The 22,064-nt window shown below is 51.9% G+C and carries 17 protein-coding genes and 1 tRNA gene; 12 read left to right on the forward strand and 6 right to left on the reverse strand.

Annotated elements, in window-relative coordinates:
* The first annotated feature begins 429 nt into the window (after window positions 1-429).
* On the forward strand, window positions 430-2,979 hold the full coding sequence (locus tag DW806_RS11115) for an S-layer homology domain-containing protein (RefSeq protein WP_118729996.1): 2,550 nt from the start codon (window positions 430-432) through the stop codon (window positions 2,977-2,979).
* 172 nt (window positions 2,980-3,151) lie between these two features.
* Window positions 3,152-3,862, forward strand: a complete 711-nt coding sequence (locus tag DW806_RS11120; protein WP_117492407.1) for a hypothetical protein — start codon at window positions 3,152-3,154, stop codon at window positions 3,860-3,862.
* A gap of 65 nt (window positions 3,863-3,927) precedes the next feature.
* Here the strand turns inward: DW806_RS11120 and DW806_RS11125 are convergent, their stop codons facing one another.
* Entirely contained in the window at window positions 3,928-6,519 is a 2,592-nt protein-coding gene (locus tag DW806_RS11125; RefSeq protein WP_118729997.1) for an S-layer homology domain-containing protein, read from the reverse strand.
* 302 nt (window positions 6,520-6,821) lie between these two features.
* On the opposite strand from DW806_RS11125, the gene DW806_RS11130 reads away from it, so the two are divergent.
* Together DW806_RS11130 and DW806_RS11135 are read left to right on the forward strand one after the other, a co-directional pair.
* Window positions 6,822-9,605 carry an S-layer homology domain-containing protein gene (locus tag DW806_RS11130; RefSeq protein ID WP_158578357.1) on the forward strand — a complete coding sequence of 928 codons (2,784 nt, stop codon included), beginning with the start codon at window positions 6,822-6,824 and terminating at the stop codon, window positions 9,603-9,605.
* 177 nt (window positions 9,606-9,782) lie between these two features.
* A complete protein-coding gene (locus tag DW806_RS11135) occupies window positions 9,783-10,493 on the forward strand; it encodes a hypothetical protein (RefSeq protein WP_118729999.1) in 711 nt (236 codons plus the stop codon).
* A gap of 77 nt (window positions 10,494-10,570) precedes the next feature.
* Here DW806_RS11135 and DW806_RS11140 read toward each other — a convergent pair whose 3' ends face one another.
* Entirely contained in the window at window positions 10,571-13,027 is a 2,457-nt protein-coding gene (locus tag DW806_RS11140) for an S-layer homology domain-containing protein (RefSeq protein WP_118730000.1), read from the reverse strand.
* Between the two features lie 120 nt (window positions 13,028-13,147).
* On the reverse strand, window positions 13,148-13,522 hold the full coding sequence (locus tag DW806_RS11145) for an S-layer homology domain-containing protein (protein ID WP_147358100.1): 375 nt from the start codon (window positions 13,520-13,522) through the stop codon (window positions 13,148-13,150).
* Window positions 13,523-13,891: 369 nt separating this feature from the next.
* Between DW806_RS11145 and DW806_RS15235 the strand changes: the two genes are divergently transcribed.
* Both DW806_RS15235 and DW806_RS11150 read left to right on the forward strand, forming a co-directional pair.
* Window positions 13,892-14,029 (forward strand): hypothetical protein, encoded by a 138-nt coding sequence (locus DW806_RS15235; RefSeq protein WP_158578358.1) that lies wholly within the window; start codon window positions 13,892-13,894, stop codon window positions 14,027-14,029.
* Between the two features lie 15 nt (window positions 14,030-14,044).
* Complete coding sequence (locus DW806_RS11150; protein WP_118730002.1) at window positions 14,045-14,638, forward strand: stalk domain-containing protein; 594 nt, start codon at window positions 14,045-14,047, stop codon at window positions 14,636-14,638.
* Between the two features lie 44 nt (window positions 14,639-14,682).
* Here DW806_RS11150 and DW806_RS11155 read toward each other — a convergent pair whose 3' ends face one another.
* Entirely contained in the window at window positions 14,683-16,056 is a 1,374-nt protein-coding gene (locus tag DW806_RS11155; RefSeq protein ID WP_118730003.1) for an S-layer homology domain-containing protein, read from the reverse strand.
* 375 nt (window positions 16,057-16,431) lie between these two features.
* Between DW806_RS11155 and DW806_RS11165 the strand changes: the two genes are divergently transcribed.
* A tRNA-Leu gene (locus tag DW806_RS11165) sits at window positions 16,432-16,518 on the forward strand.
* A gap of 50 nt (window positions 16,519-16,568) precedes the next feature.
* Here the strand turns inward: DW806_RS11165 and DW806_RS11170 are convergent.
* Window positions 16,569-17,843 carry a dicarboxylate/amino acid:cation symporter gene (locus tag DW806_RS11170; RefSeq protein WP_118730005.1) on the reverse strand — a complete coding sequence of 425 codons (1,275 nt, stop codon included), beginning with the start codon at window positions 17,841-17,843 and terminating at the stop codon, window positions 16,569-16,571.
* Window positions 17,840-18,703, reverse strand: coding sequence for a dTDP-4-dehydrorhamnose reductase (rfbD, locus tag DW806_RS11175; protein WP_118730006.1), 864 nt, complete (start codon window positions 18,701-18,703; stop codon window positions 17,840-17,842). Before rfbD ends, DW806_RS11170 begins: the two co-directional genes overlap by 4 nt.
* Before the next feature lie 253 nt (window positions 18,704-18,956).
* On the opposite strand from rfbD, the gene DW806_RS15240 reads away from it, so the two are divergent.
* From DW806_RS15240 to DW806_RS11195, 5 genes are all read left to right on the forward strand, one after another.
* On the forward strand, window positions 18,957-19,112 hold the full coding sequence (locus DW806_RS15240; protein ID WP_158578359.1) for a hypothetical protein: 156 nt from the start codon (window positions 18,957-18,959) through the stop codon (window positions 19,110-19,112).
* A gap of 133 nt (window positions 19,113-19,245) precedes the next feature.
* Window positions 19,246-20,016: a copper homeostasis protein CutC gene (locus tag DW806_RS11180; protein ID WP_118730007.1), complete on the forward strand. Its 771-nt coding sequence runs from the start codon at window positions 19,246-19,248 to the stop codon at window positions 20,014-20,016.
* The gene (gene licT, locus DW806_RS11185) at window positions 20,013-20,858 is read left to right on the forward strand and encodes a BglG family transcription antiterminator LicT (RefSeq protein ID WP_118730008.1); all 846 of its coding nucleotides are present in this window, start codon (window positions 20,013-20,015) and stop codon (window positions 20,856-20,858) included. Before DW806_RS11180 ends, licT begins: the two co-directional genes overlap by 4 nt.
* Window positions 20,859-21,228: 370 nt before the next feature.
* Complete coding sequence (locus tag DW806_RS11190; protein ID WP_118730009.1) at window positions 21,229-21,723, forward strand: PTS sugar transporter subunit IIA; 495 nt, start codon at window positions 21,229-21,231, stop codon at window positions 21,721-21,723.
* A 21-nt stretch (window positions 21,724-21,744) separates the two neighbouring features.
* A complete protein-coding gene (locus tag DW806_RS11195; RefSeq protein WP_118730010.1) occupies window positions 21,745-22,002 on the forward strand; it encodes an HPr family phosphocarrier protein in 258 nt (85 codons plus the stop codon).
* The last annotated feature ends 62 nt before the right edge of the window (window positions 22,003-22,064 follow it).

Raw genomic sequence — 22,064 nt, forward strand, 5'->3', positions numbered from 1 at the left:
AAGCAAACGCCAGTACCAGTGCAAGAACCTTTTTGAGATTCCCGCAAAAATCTCGAAACTATGGTATAACTCGTGAATTCGGAATATATTCGTGGATTTATTGAACTATTTTAAACTTTATGCACCTCTTCCTGAATACCATTATATGGATACTGCAAGCATTTTTAGGACATCTGTTTCAAAACTTATTTTTGGCAGATTGAACAAAAATCAGATTATAAATTTTACGAATTATATCATCCATCTGTCTGTGCTTAGAATGGGAAATATCCATTTATTGTATCTTTTTCTAAGGCATGCACAACATAAAAAAGTTCATAAAACATCGGATATCCTGCAGATTCCTAATCTAAGTGTATATTTTGAGATTTTCCTTGTAACTTCAAAAAGGTTCTTGCACTGGTACTGGCGTTTGCTTGTGCATTCACCATGTTCGCTGGTGCAGCGTTCACGGATCAGGCCGACATCAAGGTTAAGTCTGATGTAGTGGACACTCTGGTATCGCTGGGCGTTATCGAAGGTTTCGAAGACGGCTCCTTCCAGCCGAACGGTACTGTAACTCGTGCGCAGATGGCGAAGATGATCTACGTTCTGCGTACCGGTAACTCTGACGCTTCTGCGTACAACGATGACAAGACCTCTTTCACTGACATTGGTTCCCACTGGGCTCGTGGCTACATCAAGTACTGCCAGTCCCTGGGCATCATTGCTGGTAAGAGCAACACCAAGTTCTGCCCGAACGACAAGGTAACCGCTCAGGAAGCAGCTAAGATGCTGCTGGTAACTCTGGGTTACGATGCAACCAAGGCAGGTCTGGTAGGTGCAGGCTGGGCTGCAAAGACCAACGCACTGGCTGATGAGGCTGGTCTGCTGGAGGACGTAAACACTTCCTTCACCGCAGCTTGCCCGCGTCAGTACGCTGCACAGCTGATCTACAATGCTATTGATGCTGTAACTGTTGCATGGCGTGATGACGCTTACACCAAGTACAACTACAATGGCAGCGAGAACAAGACCATTGGCGAGAAGTACATGGGTCTGAACAAGACCGTTGGTATTCTGAACGATGTAACCAAGGATACCGATAAGAACACTTACTCTCTGAACGTAACCATCAACACGACTGAGAGCACTGGCAAGAAGTTGGATGCTTTCACTAAGGTTACCAAGGACTACTCCGCTCTGAAGTATCAGAAGGTTAAGGTTCTGTACAAGGACAAGGACAACGTATTTGGCGTTTACTCCATGACCGATGACAACACTGTTGTTTCCAACGTAATGGATAACGTTAAGATGGATAGCAACAAGCTGAAGATCAATGGCACCAAGTACTCCATCGCATCCGGTTCTATCGTATACGTTGACGGTGCGCAGGTATACCGTAAGGCTACTGGCACTGGCACGAACAGCGCACTGGTTGCTGCTGACTTCAGCACCACCAAGAACACTACCTTTACTACTGCTGCTACCATCGATGAGTGGGTTGCTACTCACTCCGAAGGCGATAACATCGGCAAGGCTTCTTCTGTTCAGGCTATCTCTAACACTGACAGCAGCAAGATCAACATTCTGAAGGTGACCACTTACACCGTTAAGAAGGTTACCTACGTTGGCACCGACTACATCAATGCAGGCGGCGCTCGCAAGGATGATGACTACAACTATCCGTCCGACATCAAAAAGGATGACTACGCTGTAATCTCCTCCAAGGGCAACTATGCTGATGACAAGGGCCTGATCACCAAGGCTGAGACTGTTGAAGGCAAGGTTACTGGTACTAAGGGCAACGATCAGGTAATGATCGATGGCAAGTGGTACACCGCTGACTACAAGGCTGGCACTACCAATGTTATCGAAGACTGGCCGTCCTCTAACGCAACTGTAAAGCTTGTTCTGGTTAACGGCTTTGTTCAGTTCGTTGACACTGTTACCGCAGGCACTGCTGACATGGTAATGGTTATCGAAACCGGTTCTTCCAATGGTCTTGGCAACTCCAAGGTTGCTGACCTGATGTTCTCTGACGGTTCCCGCAAGACTGTTGAGTTGGATTCTGATTCCGAGTACGGCTACAATAATACTCCGGTAACTTTCGGTTCTCCGAAGCTGGCTACCTATGAGGTATCCAAGGGCAAGTACACTCTGAAGAAGGTTTCCGGCACCGCTCGCAATGGTTACGATATCTATGCTACCGCTGCTTCTCAGGATGTTGACGGCAACATCAAGGGTAATGTAACTCTGGCTGGCCAGAAAAATGACACTAATAGCAAGCTGTTCTTCAAGAGCGATGCTGTTGTATTCGTTAAGTACAAGACCGATGACTACAAGGTAGTTACCGGTAAGGACGTTGCTAACTGGAGCAAGACCACTCTGAAGTCTGTTGAGGCTCTGGGCGAGCTGACTTCCGGCAACGCATACGCACAGGTAGCTGTTGTTACTATGGACACCAAGCTGCCGGGCGCTTCTAACAGCAACTATGCTTACGCTCTGGACGATCCGTACGAGCAGACTATCGATGGTACCAAGTACACCTTCATCAAGGCTTGGGACGGCACCAAGGAAGTTACTTTCAAGTCTGAGGATACCAACACCGGTATCACCAAGCGTACCGCGTTTGAGTACTCCAACAACTCCGATGGCACTGTTGACCTGACTCGTCTGGACAACAAGACCACCACCGGCGTGAACGGCGAGTACTATGCACTGACCAAGATCACTTCTTACGACGAAGGCACCGGCGCTATCACCTTTGATAATAGCCGCTGCGACCTGAGCACGAAGAACAAGATCAAGGCTGGCGAAACCACTATCCTGTACGTCAACTCCGACGATAAGGTAGGCGTTGGTGCGTTCGACATCGACGTTGCTGAGGATGTAAATGCAGACGGCACCGTAGAGAACAACGTAATTGTTTACTCTGAGGCTGGCGACGATTACATCAACCTGATCGTTGTTGACGTTAACAACTACATGCATTCCTAATCAGTTTTGCTGATTTGAAGGCATAACTAAACCCCCGAGGAAATTTTCCTCGGGGGTTTTCCCTTTCCCCGAAAAAATTCGCAAAAATCCAAAAGTTTTTCTTGCAATTTCGGAAAAATCGGCTATTCTATACCTCAAACAAACGGCGAAACGCCGAACAGGAGGTATATTTATGGGATTTGAATCGTATCGACAGGGCGCGTTCACGAAGCGTTTAGCGGATCTGCCTGACCAGCCGAACATGCAGGCGGCGGAGCTGAAAACGTACTTCGACTCGTCGCCGGAGGAGCTGCGGCAGGCGCTGAACCGGCTGTGCGACGCGCTGGGCGAGTTCTCAGCGGCGGCTAAACTGGGCTACACCGCGAGTGCGGGCGTGCCGGCGCAGACCGTTCAGGACGCGATCGAAAACGTGCAGAAGCAGGTGCGTGATGCGTCGGTGGGCAAGCTGCCGAGCGGCTGCGTGGACGGCGACAAGCTGGCGCAGGACGTGCGCAACCGCCTGACCGCGATTGAGCACGCCGCCGAGTCCGAAACCAACGCGCGCACCGCGGCGGACACCGACCTACAAAGTGACATGAACACCGTCAAAACCACGCTTACGGTTAAAACTGCGTGCCATTTTGGCACTTATACCGGCGATGGAACCGAAAAACGTACCATCACGCTTGGGTATCATCCCAAGGCCGTGCTCGTGTTCCGCGAGGGCTGCTACACCGGTTACAGCAGCGCCATTTACGGCGGTTTGGCGTCCGAGGACGTGCCGCTCATGTACGGCGATAGCGTCGGCCTCGGCGTCACCGCCGACGGCTTTCAGCTGCTCAATAGCCGCAACTGCGCCCTCAATTTGAGCGGATATAAGTACTCGTTTGCCGTTTTTGCGTGAAAATGGGAAAACCCCCGAGGAAGTTTCCTCGGGGGTTTTGTATTCAGCCTAAGCTAAACGGGTGATTACCACTGGGTGTAATTGTTGTTTACATCAACAACCAGAACAGTGATCTGATCATCATCCTCGGAGTAAACGCGAACGTTTACGTGATCCTCAGCCTGATTATCATCGTAGTAGTCAGCCAGACGGATTTCGCCGTTTGCAACGCCTACGCCATCGTCAGAGTTTACATAGAATACTACGGTATCCTTGCTGTCAACCTTGTCGTAGCATACGGAAGCAGTGCTCGAAATCTTATTCTTGCTGCTATCCATCAGGGTGATGTCGCCAGTGCCTTCGTCATATGCAGAAACATATGCGGACTTCTGAGACTTCAGCTCCTCGATGGAGATTGCGTCCTCGCCGTCCTCGGTGTACTTGAATACATCGCCAGCAGACAGGGTTACGGAATCCTCAGACTTATATACCTTCTCTTCAGAACCGTTCCAAGCCTTAACCATGGTGTAGGTAGTGCCGTCGATCTTAGAAGTGTAAGAATCGTCCAGAGCTACCAGATAGTTGTCGTCAGAGCTGCCGCCGGTCTTAGCAGTACCAAAGTCGATCATTGCAACCTGAGCATAGTAGGTGTTGCTGCTCTTGTTAGCAACAGCCAGTGCACCCTTCAGAGACTTGTCGTAGTTGGAAGCGGTCTTACCGGTTACAACCTTGAAGCTCGGGTCGTCGTTGTCAACGCCTGCATCGTAACGTACGAATACGATACCAGTGGACTCGAAATACAGCTTGCTGAGATTCTTAGCGCCATCGCTGGAAGCGATAGTACCGGTTACGCTGCCGTCAACCTTAACGCTGTCGCCAGTAACGGTTACATAGGTATCGTAGCCTGCGGTATCGTCTGCATCAACCTTGGTCAGGGTGTAAACATCCTTGGATACGTCGTAGGTAACGAGAATCGGGGTCTTCAGGTAATCAGTACCAGCCTGAATAACCTCACCCTTGGTGGAGTCATCCTCCCAGTACTTCTTGATCTCAACGATCTTATCGGTGCCGTCAGCGAAGATCAGGCGAGCTTCCTTCTTAGAGGAAACACCGCTGTTTGCGCCAGCGTCAACCAGCAGAGCGATATCGTCAGTACCAACAGTTACGGTATCAACGTAGTATGCGTAGCCGTTTACTACTACCAGCATTACGCGTGCATTCAGCTTCGGTGCAGTTACATCATCAGAAGCCATAGTATACCAGTTGTCGTTGATCTGAACCTTATTATCGCCCTTGGTGGACTGAACCTTGCCCTCAACAACAGTAGCCTTCTCAATCAGGCCCTTCTTGTCTGCATAGTTGCCTTCCTTGGTAACTACAACATAGTCGTCCTTCTTAATGTCAGACGGATAGTTGAAGTCATCGTCAGAACGCTTAACAGACTGGGTAGCAACGCCACCCTTGGTAGTTACATTGATGTAATCGGAACCAACATAGGAAACCTTACCGATTTCATAGGTGGTAACGTTCAGGATGGAGTAATCAGAAGAACCGTCGGTAGCCAGCAGCTCAACCTTGGTACCCTTCAGGTACGGCTTAGCGAACTTGTTAGAACCGCCGTCGCCATACTTGGTAACCCAATCCTTGATGGTCTTTTCGCCATCGGTAGTTACCTTAACGCCATCAACGTAAACGGTGGTAGTAGAAGCCAGATCGTACTTAGTGCCGTCCAGCTTAACCTTCTTGTCGCTGTCCATCTTCAGGTCAGCCAGAACGCCGGTGGTAGAAGTGTTGTCGTCGGTAGCGAATACGCCGTAAACGTCATCCTTTGCCTTGTACAGAACCTTAACGGTCTTATACTTCAGAGAAGCGTAATCCTTCTCGACCTTGGTGAAGGAAGTTTCGTACTTGGTAGAAGAATCGTTCTCATTGATATCGGTAAGAGACATCTCATAGGTGTCCTTGCCAGAAGTCTTAGAGAAAGAGGACAGAGTACCAACGGTCTTCTTCAGGCCCATGTACTTCTCGCCAATGGTCTTGTTAGCAACGCCCATAGCGGTTTCGTCGGTGTACTCACCGTCACGCAGTACAACGGTCTTAGCGTCGATTGCATTGTAGATCAGCTGTGCAGCGTACTGACGCGGGCAAGCAGCGGTAAAGGAAGTGTTTACATCCTCCAGCAGACCAGCCTCATCAGCCAGTGCGTTGGTCTTGGATGCCCAGCCGGTACCTACCAGACCAGCCTTCTGAGCGTTGTAACCCAGGGTTACGAGCAGCATCTTAGCAGCTTCCTGAGCGCTTACCTTTTCGTTCGGAACGAACTTGGTGTTGCTCTTACCAGCAATGATACCGAGGGACTGGCAGTACTTGATGTAGCCGCGTGCCCAGTGGCCGTTAATGTCGGTAAAAGAGGACTTCTCGTCGTTATAGGCGGAAGCGTCAGAGTTGCCGGTACGCAGAACGTAAATCATCTTTGCCATCTGCGCACGGGTTACAGTACCGTTCGGCTGGAAAGAGCCATCTTCAAAGCCCTCTACAATACCCAGCGATACCAGAGTGTCCACTACATCAGCGTCGACCTTAATGTCAGCCGAATCCGTGAACGCTGCACCAGCAAACATGGTGAATGCGCAAGCAAACGCCAGTACCAGTGCAAGAACCTTTTTGAGATTCTTCATAGGGGTTTTCCTCCTTAAAATTTTTTGTACGAGTTCTCACTCGTCGTTAAGTATATTACCATAGTCAAACCAATGGGTCAAGCGAAGTTCGCAATCCGTAACATGAGTGTAACATTACTTGTAATATTACGCTGCCGCCTGGCTTTGGGCCAGATCGCAAACCGGCTCTGTACAACGCGGGTTATACCTTATATAATATAGATGCTTGTTTGCGATTGGGATTGGCGGACAGGTTGTATCCATAAAATGTAACCCGTTTGAAGAAAGCGTTTCTTTGAAATGTTACATATTAGATGGATTTTTTGAAATTTCACCCGCGTTTTTCGGGTAATCGCGACTCCGGCGCGAATCTCAAAAAGGTTCTTGCACTGGTACTGGCGTTTGCTTGCGCATTCACCATGTTTGCTGGTGCAGCGTTCACGGATCAGGCCGACATTAAGGTTAAGTCTGACGTAGTGGACACTCTGGTATCGCTGGGCGTAATCGAAGGTTTCGAAGACGGTTCCTTCCAGCCGAACGGTACTGTAACTCGTGCGCAGATGGCAAAAATGATCTATGTTGCTCGTACGGGCAGCACCAATGCAGATTCCTACAAGTCTGCTACCACTTCTTTCACTGATATCGGCTCTCACTGGGCTGCTGGCTACATCAAGTACTGCCAGGCTAACAACATCATCGCTGGTAAGTCCGCTACCAAGTTCGTTCCGGACGCAACCGTAACTGGTGTTGAGGCTGCCAAGATGCTGCTCGTAACCATGGGTTACCAGCCGGCTAAGTGCGGTCTGACCGGCGCAGGCTGGGATCAGAAGACCATCGGTCTGGCTTCCGAGAACAAGCTGCTGGACGATGTTAATGCAGACCTGTACTCCGCTCTGCCGCGTCAGTACGCTGCACAGATCATCTACAACACCCTGAATGCAGACCGTGTTGTATGGTCCACCGATGCAAACGGCTTTGACTGGTACACCGACCGCGGTGGCAACCGTGAGACCGTTGGCGAGAAGTACCTCGATCTGACCACCTACGAAGCTACCCTGACTGCTACCGGCAAGTGGGGCACTTCCAAGGATCATATGATCATTAACACTATCAAGAAGATCAACAACAACAGCCTGTCTACTCCGGCTGGTCCGAAGACCCTTGACTTCTCTGAGGATCTGTCCGACATGATGTATCAGCGCGTTAAGGTTATGACCGGCAAGAACGACAAGGTTCTGGGCGTTTACACCCTGGATGACTCTGTTGTAACCGCTAACACTGCTGACGTTGGTACCGATGGCGCTAAGATCAAGATCGACGGCACCAAGTACTCTCTGAACGGCGACAAGGTTACCGTTTATGAGAACGGCGCTAACAAGGGTCAGATGACCGCTTCTGATTTCAAGTCCGCTTACCAGTACACCGGTTCTGTTGTAACCTTCTCTGACGCTGCTGACGCTGGCAAGTTCGACACCGCAGTTGTAGTTAAGCCGACCGTAGGCAAGGTTACCTCTGTTTCTTCTGCTTCCATCGTTGCTGGCGGCAAGACCTACAAGTTCGCTGACGACAACATCGTTGACGGCCTGAAGAAGGACGACTACGCTGTAGTTGTTCCGAATCTGTTCAACGACAACAACGACATCACCAAGGCTGACATTGTTGAAGGCGCTTACAATGGCGTTAAGTCTCACGAAGTTCGCGTAGCAAGCAACTGGTACAAGACTTCCGAAGCTACTGCTACTCTGATGAGCGGCATCTCTTCCGGCAACACTGTTCAGCTGTTCGTAGCAAACGGCGTTGCATTCGACGCTAAGAAGATCACTGGCACTGGTTCCGGCGAGCCGGATATGGCTCTGGTTGTTGATACCGGCTCCTTCAAGCAGGTTCGCGTAATGTTTGCTGACGGCACTGTTAAGACCGTTGATGTTGACGGTACTAACCCGACCGCAGGCACTCTGTACGAGTACACCGTTAAGGAAGGCAAGTACAAGTTTGTGACGCCGACCGGCAATGTTGACTACACCTACGTTTCTTCTGCTGTTCTGAATCAGGCGGACGGCACTACCGCAGCCGACACCACTCACAGCGTCGAAAAGTTTGGCACCAATGCGATCGATGATAATGCTGTTGTATTCGTATACAGCGCCAACGAAACCGACGCTAAGAAGATCACCGGCAAGCAGTTGAAGACTATGAAGGTTGGTTCTGGCGCACTGGTAGGCACCGCTGTTGGTTACACCTCCAAGGTAAACGGTATGACCAAGGCTACCTACGTTGCAGTTAAGATGGCTACCGGCACTAACCTGCCGAACAACTTCGACACCAACGACAACTACGGCTACATTGTTAAGGACGCATACAAGGACGGCGACTACTCCGTATACAAGGTATGGATCGGCACTGAGACCGTAGAGGTTCGTGAGGAAGTTACCTACAACTCCACCGAAACCCACAAGGACGCTCGTCTGAAGGGCGACGTAATCGGCTACAGCGCAATCGAGACCAAGGAAGGCGAGCTGCCGGAGATCAAGGACGTAACCCGTTACTCTCTGGCTGTAGCCGGCACCACTCTGAAGGTTGGCGGCGTAAGCGGCTCTACCTCCAGCAAGGTTGCTATCGACGGCGCTAACGAGTACGACCTGACCAAGGATACCGTTATCCTGAATGTAAACTCTTCTGAGGACACCAAGGATATTGGTCTGACCGGCACCGAGCTGTTCGAGGCTGACGATTACACTGTTGGCTCTGCTACCAAGTACGTTCCGAACGCACTGTACCTGCTGGACGGCAATGACATCGAGATGATCGTTGTTGACGCTAACGTCATCAAGAACACCTATGCTGCTAAGGTTGCTTCTATCGCAACTGGCGTAACCGTAGAGGATCGCAATGGCGATGCTGTTGAGGCTGGCGACTACGTTGTAGCTAACGAAGTTCTGACTGTTAAGTACACCAACACCACGGCTACTTCTCAGACGATTACTCTGACCAATGCAAAGACTGCTGATAGCAATGATTCCACTACTATCCCGGTTGCTGCTGGCGCAACTGTAAACGCTCTGGTTTACGTTGTTGCAAATACTAACGTAACCTTCGCTGTTGCTTAATTCGTAATTCTGCTTCGGCGTAATTGCAAAAAGAAAACCCCCGAGGAATTCCTCGGGGGTTTTCCCTTTCCCCGAAAAAATTCGCAAAAATCCAAAAGTTTTTCTTGCAATTTCGGAAAAATCGGCTATTCTATACCTCAAACAAACGGCGAAACGCCGGACAGGAGGTATTTCATTATGGGATTTGAATCGTATCGACAGGGCACGTTCACGAAGCGTTTGGCGGACCTGCCCGACCAGCCGAACATGCAGGCGGCGGAGCTGAAAACGTACTTCGACTCGTCGCCGGAGGAGCTACGGCAGGCGCTGAACCGGCTGTGCGATGCGCTGGGCGAGTTCTCGGCGGCGGCCAAACTGGGTTACACCGCGAGCGCGGGCGTGCCGGCGCAGACCGTTCAGGACGCAATCGAAAACGTGCAGAAGCAGGTGCGTGACGCGTCGGTTGGCAAGCTGCCGAGCGGCTGTGTGGACGGTGACAAGCTGGCGCAGGACGTGCGCAACCGCCTTACCGCGATCGAGCACGCCGCCGAGTCTGAAACCAACGCGCGCACCGAGGCGGACAGCGCCATGCAAACCGACATGAACACCGTCAAAACCACGCTTACGGTTAAAACTGCGTGCCATTTCGGCACTTATACCGGCGATGGAACCGAAAAACGTACTATCACACTGGGGTATCACCCAAAGGCCGTGCTCGTGTTCCGCGACGGCTGCTACACCGGTTACAGCAGCGCCATTTACGGCGGCCTCGCCTCGGAGGACGTGCCGCTGATGTACGGCGATAGCGTCGGTCTCGGCGTCACCGCCGACGGCTTTCAGCTGCTCAATAGCCGCAACTGCGCCCTCAATCTGAGCGGGTATAAGTACGCGTTTGCGGTTTTTGTGTGAAAATGGGAAAACCCCCGAGGAGATTTTCCTCGGGGGTTTTGTTACTGCTAACAAACTATATACAGTTCAATTAACAATTAGCGGATGGTTACGAGAACATCGTTGCCGTCAGCGTCCTGCAGCTGGTTTGCAGAATCGATTGCTGCACCCCAGATGATGCGAGACTCGTCGTTCTCAGCAACAGTCTTGTAGATAACCATGATGTTTGCGTAGTAGTTATCAGCGTCCTTCTTGGTTGCCTTCTTGATGGAACCGGAAGCTGCGTCCTCTGCGTCGGTATCAACATACAGGATGTGGCTGTCGTCCTTATCAACCTTCAGCTCTACCTTAGTGCCGGCAGTAGTCAGAACAGTTACATAATCGCCATCAACATCGGTGATTGCGCCTACAGCAGCGGTTGCACCATCAGCAACGGTGTCAAACTTAACATAGTCTTCGCCGTCCATCTGGTAGCTTACCAGCATGTTCTTCTTCAGATCGGACATAGCGAACTCATCGGTATCGATCTTCAGATTGGTTACAATGCCGTTCTCGGTCAGGAACTTGTCGATAACAACGATATCCTCATCGTCTGCGTTCTTGTCCTTGTAAGGCTCGGACAGAATTACGCCGTACAGGGAATCGTCGCTAATGCTCGGATTAGAGGAAGTATTCTGATCAACAACCATTACCTTAACGGTAGTGTCGGTGTAAGCTACGGTTACAGTATAGTTACCAACAACAGAAGCCCACTTGTCAGCAGCTGCACCGGTAACAACCTTACCCTTGTTGGTTTCGTACTTTACGAATACCTTGGCGTCAGCAGCCAGACGAGTAGAAGAACCACCCTTGGTTACCTTGTTGGAAACCGGATCGTAGGTTGCGCCAGTGATAGCAGCGGTATCCATGCCGATATCATCGCCGTTAGCGATTTTTTCCAGAACATAACCGGTGTTGTTGGTGGTGTAGGTGTACAGAGTGCCGGGAAGCGGCTGCGTCTTCGTTACCTTATTGTTACGATCTCTGCCCTTGACATATGCCTTGGTGGTCTTGGTAGTACCATCGGACAGGAGCAGCTTAGCGTCGAAGTAGTCGCCGTCGAAGTCGGAAGCATCAGCAGCCTTCAGTACCAGAGCCAGCTTATCGGTAGAACCGTTCTTGCAGTCGCTATCGAAGTAGAAGCCGTTCTTAACAACAGCGTACTTCAGGGTGTCGCCAGAATCCGGAGCGTCAACGTCAGCGTCAGCCTTCTTGTACCAGTTGCCGTCAACCTTGATGGAGCCGTCAGCCTTGGTGCCTGCAACCTTGCCGGAAACCTCGTCAGCCTTTACAGCAACAGTGTTGCCGGAAACGGAGTAATCCTTGTTGGTCAGGATAACGTAGTCGTCCTCAGCAATCTTGTCGTAAGCGTCGAGATCGTCGCGGTCAACAGAAGTAGCGGAATCATCCAGAGTGTCTACGAAGTAAGCCTTCTTAGCAGTCAGGGAATCAACCTTAGCAACGGTGAACGGGTCGCATACAGCGTACTCGTACTTCTTGTCGTTGTTGTTATCAACGAAGGTTACAGTGTGGTAAGCTGCCAGATCGCTATACTTGGTAACACGATCCAGTTTCTTACCGTTCGGAGCAACGAACTTTACGGTAGCAGCAAAGTCGTATTCCTTGCCGTTTACCTTGAAGCCGCCGTCGTACGCGTCGATGTCGTCAACCAGAGTGGTAACGGTCTTGTTCTTGTCGGTAGCATAGATACCGTACAGGGTGTCGTCGTCGCCGTTCTTGCCTTCCTTGTACAGCGCCTTAACCTGCTGACCCATCAGTGCAGAGTAATCAGCGGTAGCGTCGAAGGACAGATCATCAGCACCAACACGATCAATAACGGTGGTGTAGGTCTTGTCGTTGTCGTCGTACTTAACGGAAGTCAGGATGCCCTTCGGGTTCTTCAGGCCCATGAACTTCTCGCCAACAGTCGGCAGATCTTCGTCGCCGATCAGGGTCTTGTTGGTGTAAGCGTCATCGCGCCATACAACAGTCGGAGCAAAGATTGCGTTGTAGATCAGCTGTGCAGCGTACTGACGCGGGCAAGCGGAAGTGAAGGAAGTGTTAACGTCCTCCAGCAGGCCGTTCTCGTCAGCCAGTGCGTTGGTCTTGGATGCCCAGTTAGCACCGGTCAGACCAGCCTTGGTAGCGTCGTAACCGAGGGTTACGAGCAGCATCTTAGCAGCTTCCTGAGCGGTTACCTTGTCGTTCGGGCAGAACTTGGTAGCAGACTTACCAGCGATAATGCCCAGGGACTGGCAGTACTTGATGTAGCCGCGAGCCCAGTGGGAGCCAATGTCGGTGAAAGAAGTCTTGTCGTCGTTGTACGCAGAAGCGTCAGAATTACCGGTGCGCAGAACGTAGATCATCTTCGCCATCTCCGCACGGGTTACGGTACCGTTCGGCTTGAAAGAGCCATCGTCGTAGCCGTTAACTACGCCCAGCGATACCAGAGTGTCCACAACTTCGGTGTCAACCTTAATGTCAGCCGAATCCGTGAACGCTGCACCAGCAAACATGGTGAATGCGCAAGCAAACGCCAGTACCAGTGCAAGAACCTTTTTGAGATTCGCGGGAAAATCGCAAAAAGACTTTAAACACCTGAAAATGCCGGAAAATAGACGGTGTATGCAACAATTTCACAAAAACAAAACCGCCGCAAACATCCACAAACTGGATATCTGCGGCGGAATATGTACCGAAAAATCAACAGAAAAAAATAATTTTAATATTGCTTCACAGCCTGAAACCGCCCGTTCCACCGTTACAACAGCCTGCTCCTGCGTATACCCATCCTTAGGACGGAATCGGTTATTCTCCTTGCCTGGCATAATGCCGATCTCGCGCATCGCATACACGCTGCTGCGTGCCCAATCGCCAAGCTGGGTATCATCGGCGTTTGGTTTATCGCTTGCAGCACCGACTCCCGCCGTCATGCTGCCCGCGATCAGCGCGGCTGCACACAAATAACGCCGTTTTTCATAAAAATACCTCCTGCCTGTGAGGTTCTTCACTTACTATAACCGTTAGACGGGGGAAGTGAGACAAAGTTCTCTCAAAAAACTTATTTTCGTGTCACAGTTGACAGGGGCAGAATGGTTATATACTATATATTGTATATAAATTCATTTGGCAAGGGGATAGGGAGCATGAAAAAACGAATGGTTATGCTGTCCGCGCTCGTGCTGTGCGGCTGTATGCCGATGCAGATATCGCATCGCTCGGCATCGTCACCGGCTGCGAGAATGGCACGTTTCAGCTGACGCGCGAGCTTTCGCATCAGGAGGCAACAGTGATTCTGCATCGACTGTACAACGTGCTGTACGGCACGGTTTCGAGCGAAAATTCTGCGAAAATCTATGCCGACAACGCAGTATCGGCCTTTGGACGAAGAATTCGGTTTACCGATGCAGCAGGGCGGCATCCTGCAGGGCAAGAGCGGTAGCAAATTCTGCCCGAAGGATGGCTGCACCATCGAGCAGACGCTCGTCATTATGCTGCGCATGACGCAGAAGGCGTAATCAGGGAGGAAAATCATGCGTATTGTGAAAAAATACTGGCTGCCGCTGCTGGCGCTTGTGCTTGCGATTGGACTGGCGGTCTGGCGAATCGGCTATCTGGAGCGGACGAACACGTCGCTCAGCATAGAAATCGGCAGCAGGGAAGCTCTGCAGAACGGAGAGCCGATTACGCTGGAGAATCCGGTTATTCTGTACAAAAACGAGCCGTATGTGCCGCTGAAAGAGATCGTTGAGCGCCTTGGCGGTACGACAGACGGCAAAACCTACACACTGCACGGTGCTGAGACCGCTGTCTCCGGTGTGGAACGGAATGGCGTATTGTACACGCCGTTTTCGTACCTGTGGGACAGCCACATTCCGCAGATACGGTGGGATAAGAGCCGCAACCGCGTTATCATCACCGAGGCACCGGATGAAATTCCACTGACCCGCCGGTGGCTGTTCTGGCGGCACAAAACCGTGCGCGGACTGCGTGTCGGAGACAGCGAAGCACGGTTCCTCGATCTGTACGGCTCGCCGGACGCACGGGACGAAACGATGGTGGACCTGCTGCGTGTCACCATCGAAAACGGCATCGTAACCGAGATTTTCATGGGACGTTATGAGTAAGCAAAAGGACTTCGTCAAAACGAAGTCCTTTTTTGTATGGCTGGTTATTTGATGATTTGATACATGCGCTCGATGGTCACAATGGACTGCTCTGCGGTGTAGCCGTCGGTTGGGCAGAACCGATTATTTTCCTTGCCCTGCATGATGCCGGTCTGGCGCATGGCGTAAACGCTGCCGCGTGCCCAGTCCCCAAGCTGTGCATCATCGGCGTAGGCAGGGTCGGCGATCAACTCGGTCTGGCCGCCGAGTGCTGCGTACAGGCGGTCGAGCATGGTGGCCGCCTCCTGGCGGGAGATGGTCTTGTACGGACGGAAGGTGCCGTCCTCGTAGCCGGTGACAATGCCGAGTGCGGCGGCATTGTTCACGTTCGGGTCGTCACTGCAGTCGGCGAACTTGGTTTCCGGAGCCGGAATCTCCTTGTTGGGATAGATCTTGTTGTACAGGTTCATCGCCAGCATGGTGAAGTTTTCGCGGGTAATGTCCAGCTTGGGATAGGAGAACGACTCGATGAGACCGTGCTCTTCTGCGGCAGCTACTTCGGTCTTGGCCCAGCTGCTGTACTCCTTGACGTTTGCGGGCAGCAGGGTTTCGCCGCCCTTGCCATCCAGCAGATAAGATTTTGTGCCTCTGCTGCGTGTGCCGATAAAGTGCTGATCGTACCAGAAAATCTGGTTAAAATCATGCTTGCCGACAAATTTTCCGGTTTTCGGGTCAAACAGACCGCAGGTGCCGTTGCCGTCCGCGCCTGCCTTGCCAACACGTTCCCACTTTGTGCTGCCGGTCTTTGCGATGAAGAAATCGGCGTACCAATCCGGTACCATGTCGATGTCATCGAGGATGATGTTCATGTCTCTGTCGGCCAGAGCAAAGAAGGTGACATCTTCAATCAGCGTAGCCGGACCATCGCCGGAATACGGGTCATATACCGGCTTTTTCGCGTTTTTGAAGAGCACGAACACATTGCTGTTTGGCTCATACGTCGCAAGCTCATAACCGGACGGCAGCTTCATCGGCGTCAGTTTGCCGGTTTCATCGGCGAACCAGTAGCTGGGGTGATGATCAGCGTCGTACTGGCTAACCAGTGTTTCCGTGCCGTCAAGCGCAATGTAATAATCGTACTCCACAGGAACAACCAGCTTGCCGGTCGTTTTGTCCAGAATACCATACTTGTGTGTGCTGTCAGCTGTTAGGTTAACCAAATACTGTTTCGCGTTGAGGTTCGAGAGGATAATTTCACAGTTTTCACCGGTAAAGCCGAGTGTTTTCAACTGACCGTAATCCTTGATCTCCTGCTGAACCTTAGTCATAGCCGATTGCAGCGTATCCTGTGCCGAACTGGACAGTTCCGCCGCCTGCGCCGAGAACAGCAATGCACCGCTCACCACAACACCGAGTAACGCCTTCTGAAACCGTTTCATATTTTTTCCTCCTTTTCACTGTTAATGCTTATACTCTCTATCCTGTATATGACAATAACGAATGCCATCGACAGCACGGCCGCTGCTGCGGTGGGGCCATTACCATATATTAGCTTAGACGTTTGTTCCGTATGGTTTGTTCCGCATGTTTCAAAAATTTTTTCTCTGACATCGAATTGGTACGTCAAATGCATAGCCGGAACGCATGGAACGCGTACCGTATGCGCGTTTCTGTACAGGAGAACTGTTATATTTATTGTATAGCTTTTTCCGGAAGGACGCAACAGGAAAGCAGCAGAGGCGGGATTGAAAAATCCTCAAACCGGCGGCGCACATGTTTGACAGACCGAATCCATTCTGGTATAATATTTACACGCCGCCATGGCGGAACTGGTAGACGCAGGGGACTTAAAATCCCCCGGAGTTAAACCCGTGCCGGTTCGATTCCGGCTGGCGGCACCAGAAAAACCCCGTATTTCTTACGAAATACGGGGTTTTTCTGTTAGTTTGATTTAATTTTTATTAAATACAGACTTGTTCAGTGCGCCGTCCTGATGCGCCACGATCGTGGTGCAGACAGCGTCGCCGGTGATATTAACGGCAGTACGCGCCATATCGAGGATACGGTCGATACCCATGATCAGACCGATTCCGGCAACCGGCAGACCGACCGAATCGAATACCATTGCCAACGTAACCAGACCAACCGACGGCACGCCTGCGGTACCGATGGAGGCGAGCGTTGCGGTCGCAATGACGGTCAGATAATCCGCAGGGGTCAGCTGGATGCCGAACGCCTGTGCAACGAATACAACGGCAACGCCCTGCATGATGGACGTACCATCCATGTTGATGGTCGCGCCGAGCGGGATGGTGAAGGACGAAATACGGCGGTTGACGCCGATTTTTTCCTCCAGCGTGTCGATATTCATCGGGATAGTGGCGTTAGAGGTTGCGGTCGAGAACGCAAAGCCCATAACCGGAGCGAATTTCTTGAGGAAACGCAGCGGATTGAGTCTCGTAAGCAGCGCCAGCAGAATCTGGTATATGCCGCAGCACTGGATGAACAGCGCCAGCAGCACCGCGCCCATGTACTTGAACATTGGCACCATGGCGGAGAAACCGAGACCGGCAAAGGTCTTAGAGATCAGGCAGAATACACCAATGGGAGCCAGACCCATGACCATCATGGTCATTTCCATCATAATATCGTTGCCCTGCTGGAAGAAGTTCGTTACCAGCTGGGTCTTATCCTGCAGCTTGGCGAGGATAACGCCGACGATCAGTGCAAACACGATAACCTGCAGCATTTCGCCGTTGGCGAGCGCACCGATCGGGTTTTTCGGGATGATGTTCAGCAGGGTTTCCGCAAAGCTGACCGAATCCGAAGAAGCGGCGACTTCGGCGGTCTGGATCTGCGACATATCCAGACCCATACCCGGCTTGATCAGAAGACCGATACCGAGTGCAACGGCAACCGCCATCATCGTGGTGAAAATGTAGAAGCCGATGATCTTTACGCCGACCTTGCCGAGCGTTTTACTGTCGCCGATGGCGGTGGCGCCGCAGATCAGCGAGCAGAATACCAGCGGTACGACCAGCATCTGCATCAGGCGGATAAAGCCCTGACCAACAACATAAAATACGCCGTTTACCAGCACGTTCTGCACAAAATCCACATCAGTTGCAAACATATTGAGCGCAATGCCGACAATCGCACCGGCGATCAGCGAGATGAAGATCTTTGTAGTCAGACCGAGTTTCTTTTTCTCTTTTACTTCATTCATTTATTTACTCCCGTCTTCCGGTGGGCCATGTATTCGCTCAGCGCGTCATGCCAGTCCGGCATTTGATACAAACCAGTGATACGCAGCATCATGTTATCCAACAGCGTAAAGCGCGGACGCAGCGCAGTGTTCTCGGAGGCCGAGGTGACTGGCACATTTTCCTTGCCGGCGAGACGCAGAATTTCGCGGGCGTACTCTGCACGGGAGCACGAGCCGTCGCACGATGCGTGAAACAGGCCGTACTCGCGGCTGTGCATCAGGCAGTCGATAAAGCCGGCGAGCGCTTTCGCCGAGGTCGGGGAGGAAATCTCGTCCTCCGGCAGATGGACCGCGCCTTCCTTTGCCGCCGTATCGAGCACGCGGTCAACAAAGTCGTACGAGCCGACGCCGTACAGCCACGACGAACGCACGATAACATGCTTGTCGGTCAGTTCGCGCACGAGCTTTTCACCGGCGTACTTGCTCTTGCCGTACATCGTGGTCGGATGGGGATCGTCGAACTCACAGAAAGCCTTGTCCTCGTCGCCGCCGAATACGTCATCGGTCGAGATCTGAATGAATTTTGCGTCGATGCGTCTTGCAGCGGTCGCCAGATTGCGGGCGCCGATGGCGTTGATCTTATACGCTTCTTCGGGGTTCTCCTCGCAGGCCTGCACGTCGGTCAGGCCGGCACAGTTAATGATGACATCCGGATGGTTAATATCGGCGAAACGGCCGACAACGGATACATCCTCAACCGGTACATCGCGGTCGCTGGTTACCAGCTTATATGCTGTGTTGCCGCCGAAACGATGACTAAGCGCGGAACCCAGTCTGCCGCTTGCTCCCGCGATCCAAACGCGGGTTGTAATACTGTTCATAAAACACCTCTCCTGTCGGCCCGGTGCAGCGGAACTGCTCCGGCGCGCATTACCCATTTTATGGGCTGTATATTCAGTATAGCACAAAATTGTTAAAAAAACAACAAAATATGCGGTCTATTTGCATAAGTATGCTCGAATTCCTGCAAACTATCCGATTTGTGCAAAACTTGCTTGCATTTTTATACAAACTGACAAGACAGCTCAGCCGAAGAAAAGAAACAGCCAAAAGCGCGGAGAATTTTTTGGGAATATGGACGCAAATATCTGTCAGCGCTATGATGTCCGTACACCGATCGACGGTATCCGCGGCATGGTCGAGATCAGCCGCCATTATGCGGAAAATACTGCAAATCACCTCTCTGCATACGAAGCGGGGAGGTGGTTTATTTTATATGAAAACATCTGATTTTTATTGTGCAGAATGCTGTAAAAACCTGCGTTGACCTATGCGGTTTTCGGTGATATAATTAACGGATAACAGTGTGGATTGAATCACATAATTTGCCAAGCGTTATTTTGTCTCGAAGGAGGAGCAGGAAATGAAACCGGTTCTGGAGGTTTGTGCCCACTCGGTCGAGTCTGCGGTAAGCGCGGAGCGCGGCGGTGCTATGCGGCTGGAGTTATGCGCAAATTTAATGATCGGCGGTACTTCGCCGGATGAGGATCTGTTCCGCATGGTGCGGGAACGGGTTTCCGTACCGGTTCGTGTGCTGCTGCGTCCGCGCTGCGGCGATTTTTTGTATACGGAAAGCGAATTTGAGCTGCTCTGCCGTCAGGTGAAGCGCTTTGCCGCGCTCGGCGCGGACGGCATTGTCATCGGCGTGCTCACACCCGAGGGCGATCTTGACGAGGCGCGCATGGAAAAGCTGATCGCGCTTGCAGGCGGCTGCGGTGTGACGCTGCACCGTGCGTTCGATGTCTGCCGCGATCCGTTTGCGGCACTGGAAACCGCAAAGCGGCTGGGTGTGGATACCATTTTGACCTCAGGGCAGCAGGCGGACTGCACCGCAGGCGCGGATTTACTGCGCGCGCTGGTTGCAAAAGCAGGAGAGGACGTGCAGATTCTGGTCGGTGCAGGCGTAAACGCCGATGTTATCCGCGATTTGCAGCCGAAAACAGGCGCGAATGCCTTCCATCTTTCCGCAAAGCGGGTGGAAAACAGCAGAATGCAGTTCCGGCGCGAAAATGTGCCGATGGGGCTGCCCGGACTGAGCGAATTCAGTTTGTGGCAGTGCGACGAAAATGCAGTCCGTGCGGCGCGTGAAGCGTTTGATGCGTGCTGCGGTGCGGGTCAGGAGGCGCGGACGTGAAAATAGAAAAGGTACTTAACAACAATGTTGTGGTCGCGCTGGATGAAAACGGTGCGGAGACTGTGCTTATGGGGCGCGGTCTGGGCTTCGGCCGCCGCGCAGGTGACGAAGCACCGCCGGACAAGGTGGAAAAGCGGTTCACGCTGCACTCGGATCAGCTTTTCGACCGGTTCCAGCAGCTGATAACAAGCATTCCGCTGCCGCATTTCCTGATGAGCGAACGCATTATCAACCATGCGAAGATCGCGCTCGGCAAGGAGCTGTCGGACAGCATTTACGTTACGCTGCCCGATCATATCTCGGCGGCCGTCAACCGCTATAAGGAGGGCATTGTACTGCCCAATCCGCTGCTGTGGGACATCCGGCAGCTGTACAAGGACGAATTCCGCGTGGGTCTCAAGGCGAATGAGATCGTCAAGGAGGAGACCGGCGTGGAGTTCACGGATGATGAGGCAGCGTTTATCGCGCTGCACTTTGTCAATGCACAGCTCGGTGGTGAAATCCGCGATATTTACGACATGACCTATCTGCTGCAGGCGGTTTTCCGCATCGTTTACGATGAATACGGTTTCCGTCCGGATGATGAATCGCTCAATTACTACCGGTTTGTCACGCACCTCAAGTTCTACGCACGGCGTATCGTCAGCGGAGAAGGCTACGGCGATGAGGACAGCGATCTGCTCGATGTGGTGCGGTTCAAGTACCCGAAGGCGTATGCCTGTGCGGACAAGATTCGCGTGTACGTCCAGAGGGAGAAAAATTTCCACTCCGGACAGAATGAGCTGCTGTATCTCACCATTCACATCGCCCGTGTGATGGAGCACATTGATGATAAAAAGTAATCACGGAGTCCGTACTGCACAAGCAGTGCGGACTTGTTTTTTGTGCAAAGTGCAGAAAAACAACGCGAAAATTTGGCAACTAATTCGACAGGTTGCTCTTGCCAAGGTGAGAAAAGTTTGTTATACTGCAATTAACAAGTAAACAGTATCCGTTTGAAATGGATTGTTACCGCTTCGGCGGGCAAAACCAGATTTCTCGCAGGAATTGCCATCAAAGGGCAAGTTGTATCTGTGCAGAAGTTTGGTTCTTTTTATTTTCTGTATGTTTTCGGACAAAACAGGCATACTTAAGGCAACACCGCACAATTTACGCGCAAATCACTCGTGTTCAACCATGCGGTATTGCCGAATCAAAAAGGTTGTGAGCTAAATGTTTGGTAAACTGAAAAATCTGTTTGGCGGCGACAGCGGCATCGAGATAACGGCGCCGGTTGCCGGCAAGGTGGTAGCACTGGAGGACGTACCCGATCCCACGTTCGCACAGGGCATTCTCGGTCCGGGCATTGCAATCGAGCCGACCGAAGGACGCATTGTTGCTCCGGCGGACGGCACGGTGGATGTGATGTTTGAGACCGGTCACGCGGTATCGCTGACCACGGCGGGCGGTGCAGAGCTGCTCATCCACGTTGGCATCGACACCGTACAGCTGGAGGGCAGGCATTACAAGGCCTGCTGCAAGGCCGGTGATCAGGTCAGGAAGGGCGACACGCTGATCGAATTTGACCCGGAGGCCATCAAGGCCGAAGGCTACAAGATCGTAACGCCGGTTTTAATCTGCAATCCGGATACGTTCAAGGACGTAAAATCCGTGGCAGGAGAAACGGTTTCTGCAGGCGACGTACTGCTGCACCTGGAAACCAAGTAACGGAAAGGAAGTAATTCTGAGATGAAGACCATTGAATATACGATTACGGATGCACTGGGTATCCACGCTCGACCGGCCGGACTGCTGGTCAAGGAGGCAGGCAAGTTTGCCTCGAAAATCATGATCGCCAGCCCGAAAAAGGAAGTCGATGCCAAGCGCATCATGGGCGTGATGGGACTCGGCGTTAAGGGCGGCGATACCGTAAAGCTTACCATCGAGGGTGAGGACGAGGAGACCGCTGCAGCTGCAATGCAGGCGTTCCTCGAGAGTAATTTGTAAGGATTTCATTTCGCTGGGTGTGAACGGCGATGAAATAGGGGGACGGAAACGGAGTTCGGCTC

It is taken from the genome of Butyricicoccus sp. AM32-19, from assembly GCF_003480365.1.
Lineage (GTDB): Bacteria > Bacillota > Clostridia > Oscillospirales > Butyricicoccaceae > Agathobaculum > Agathobaculum butyriciproducens.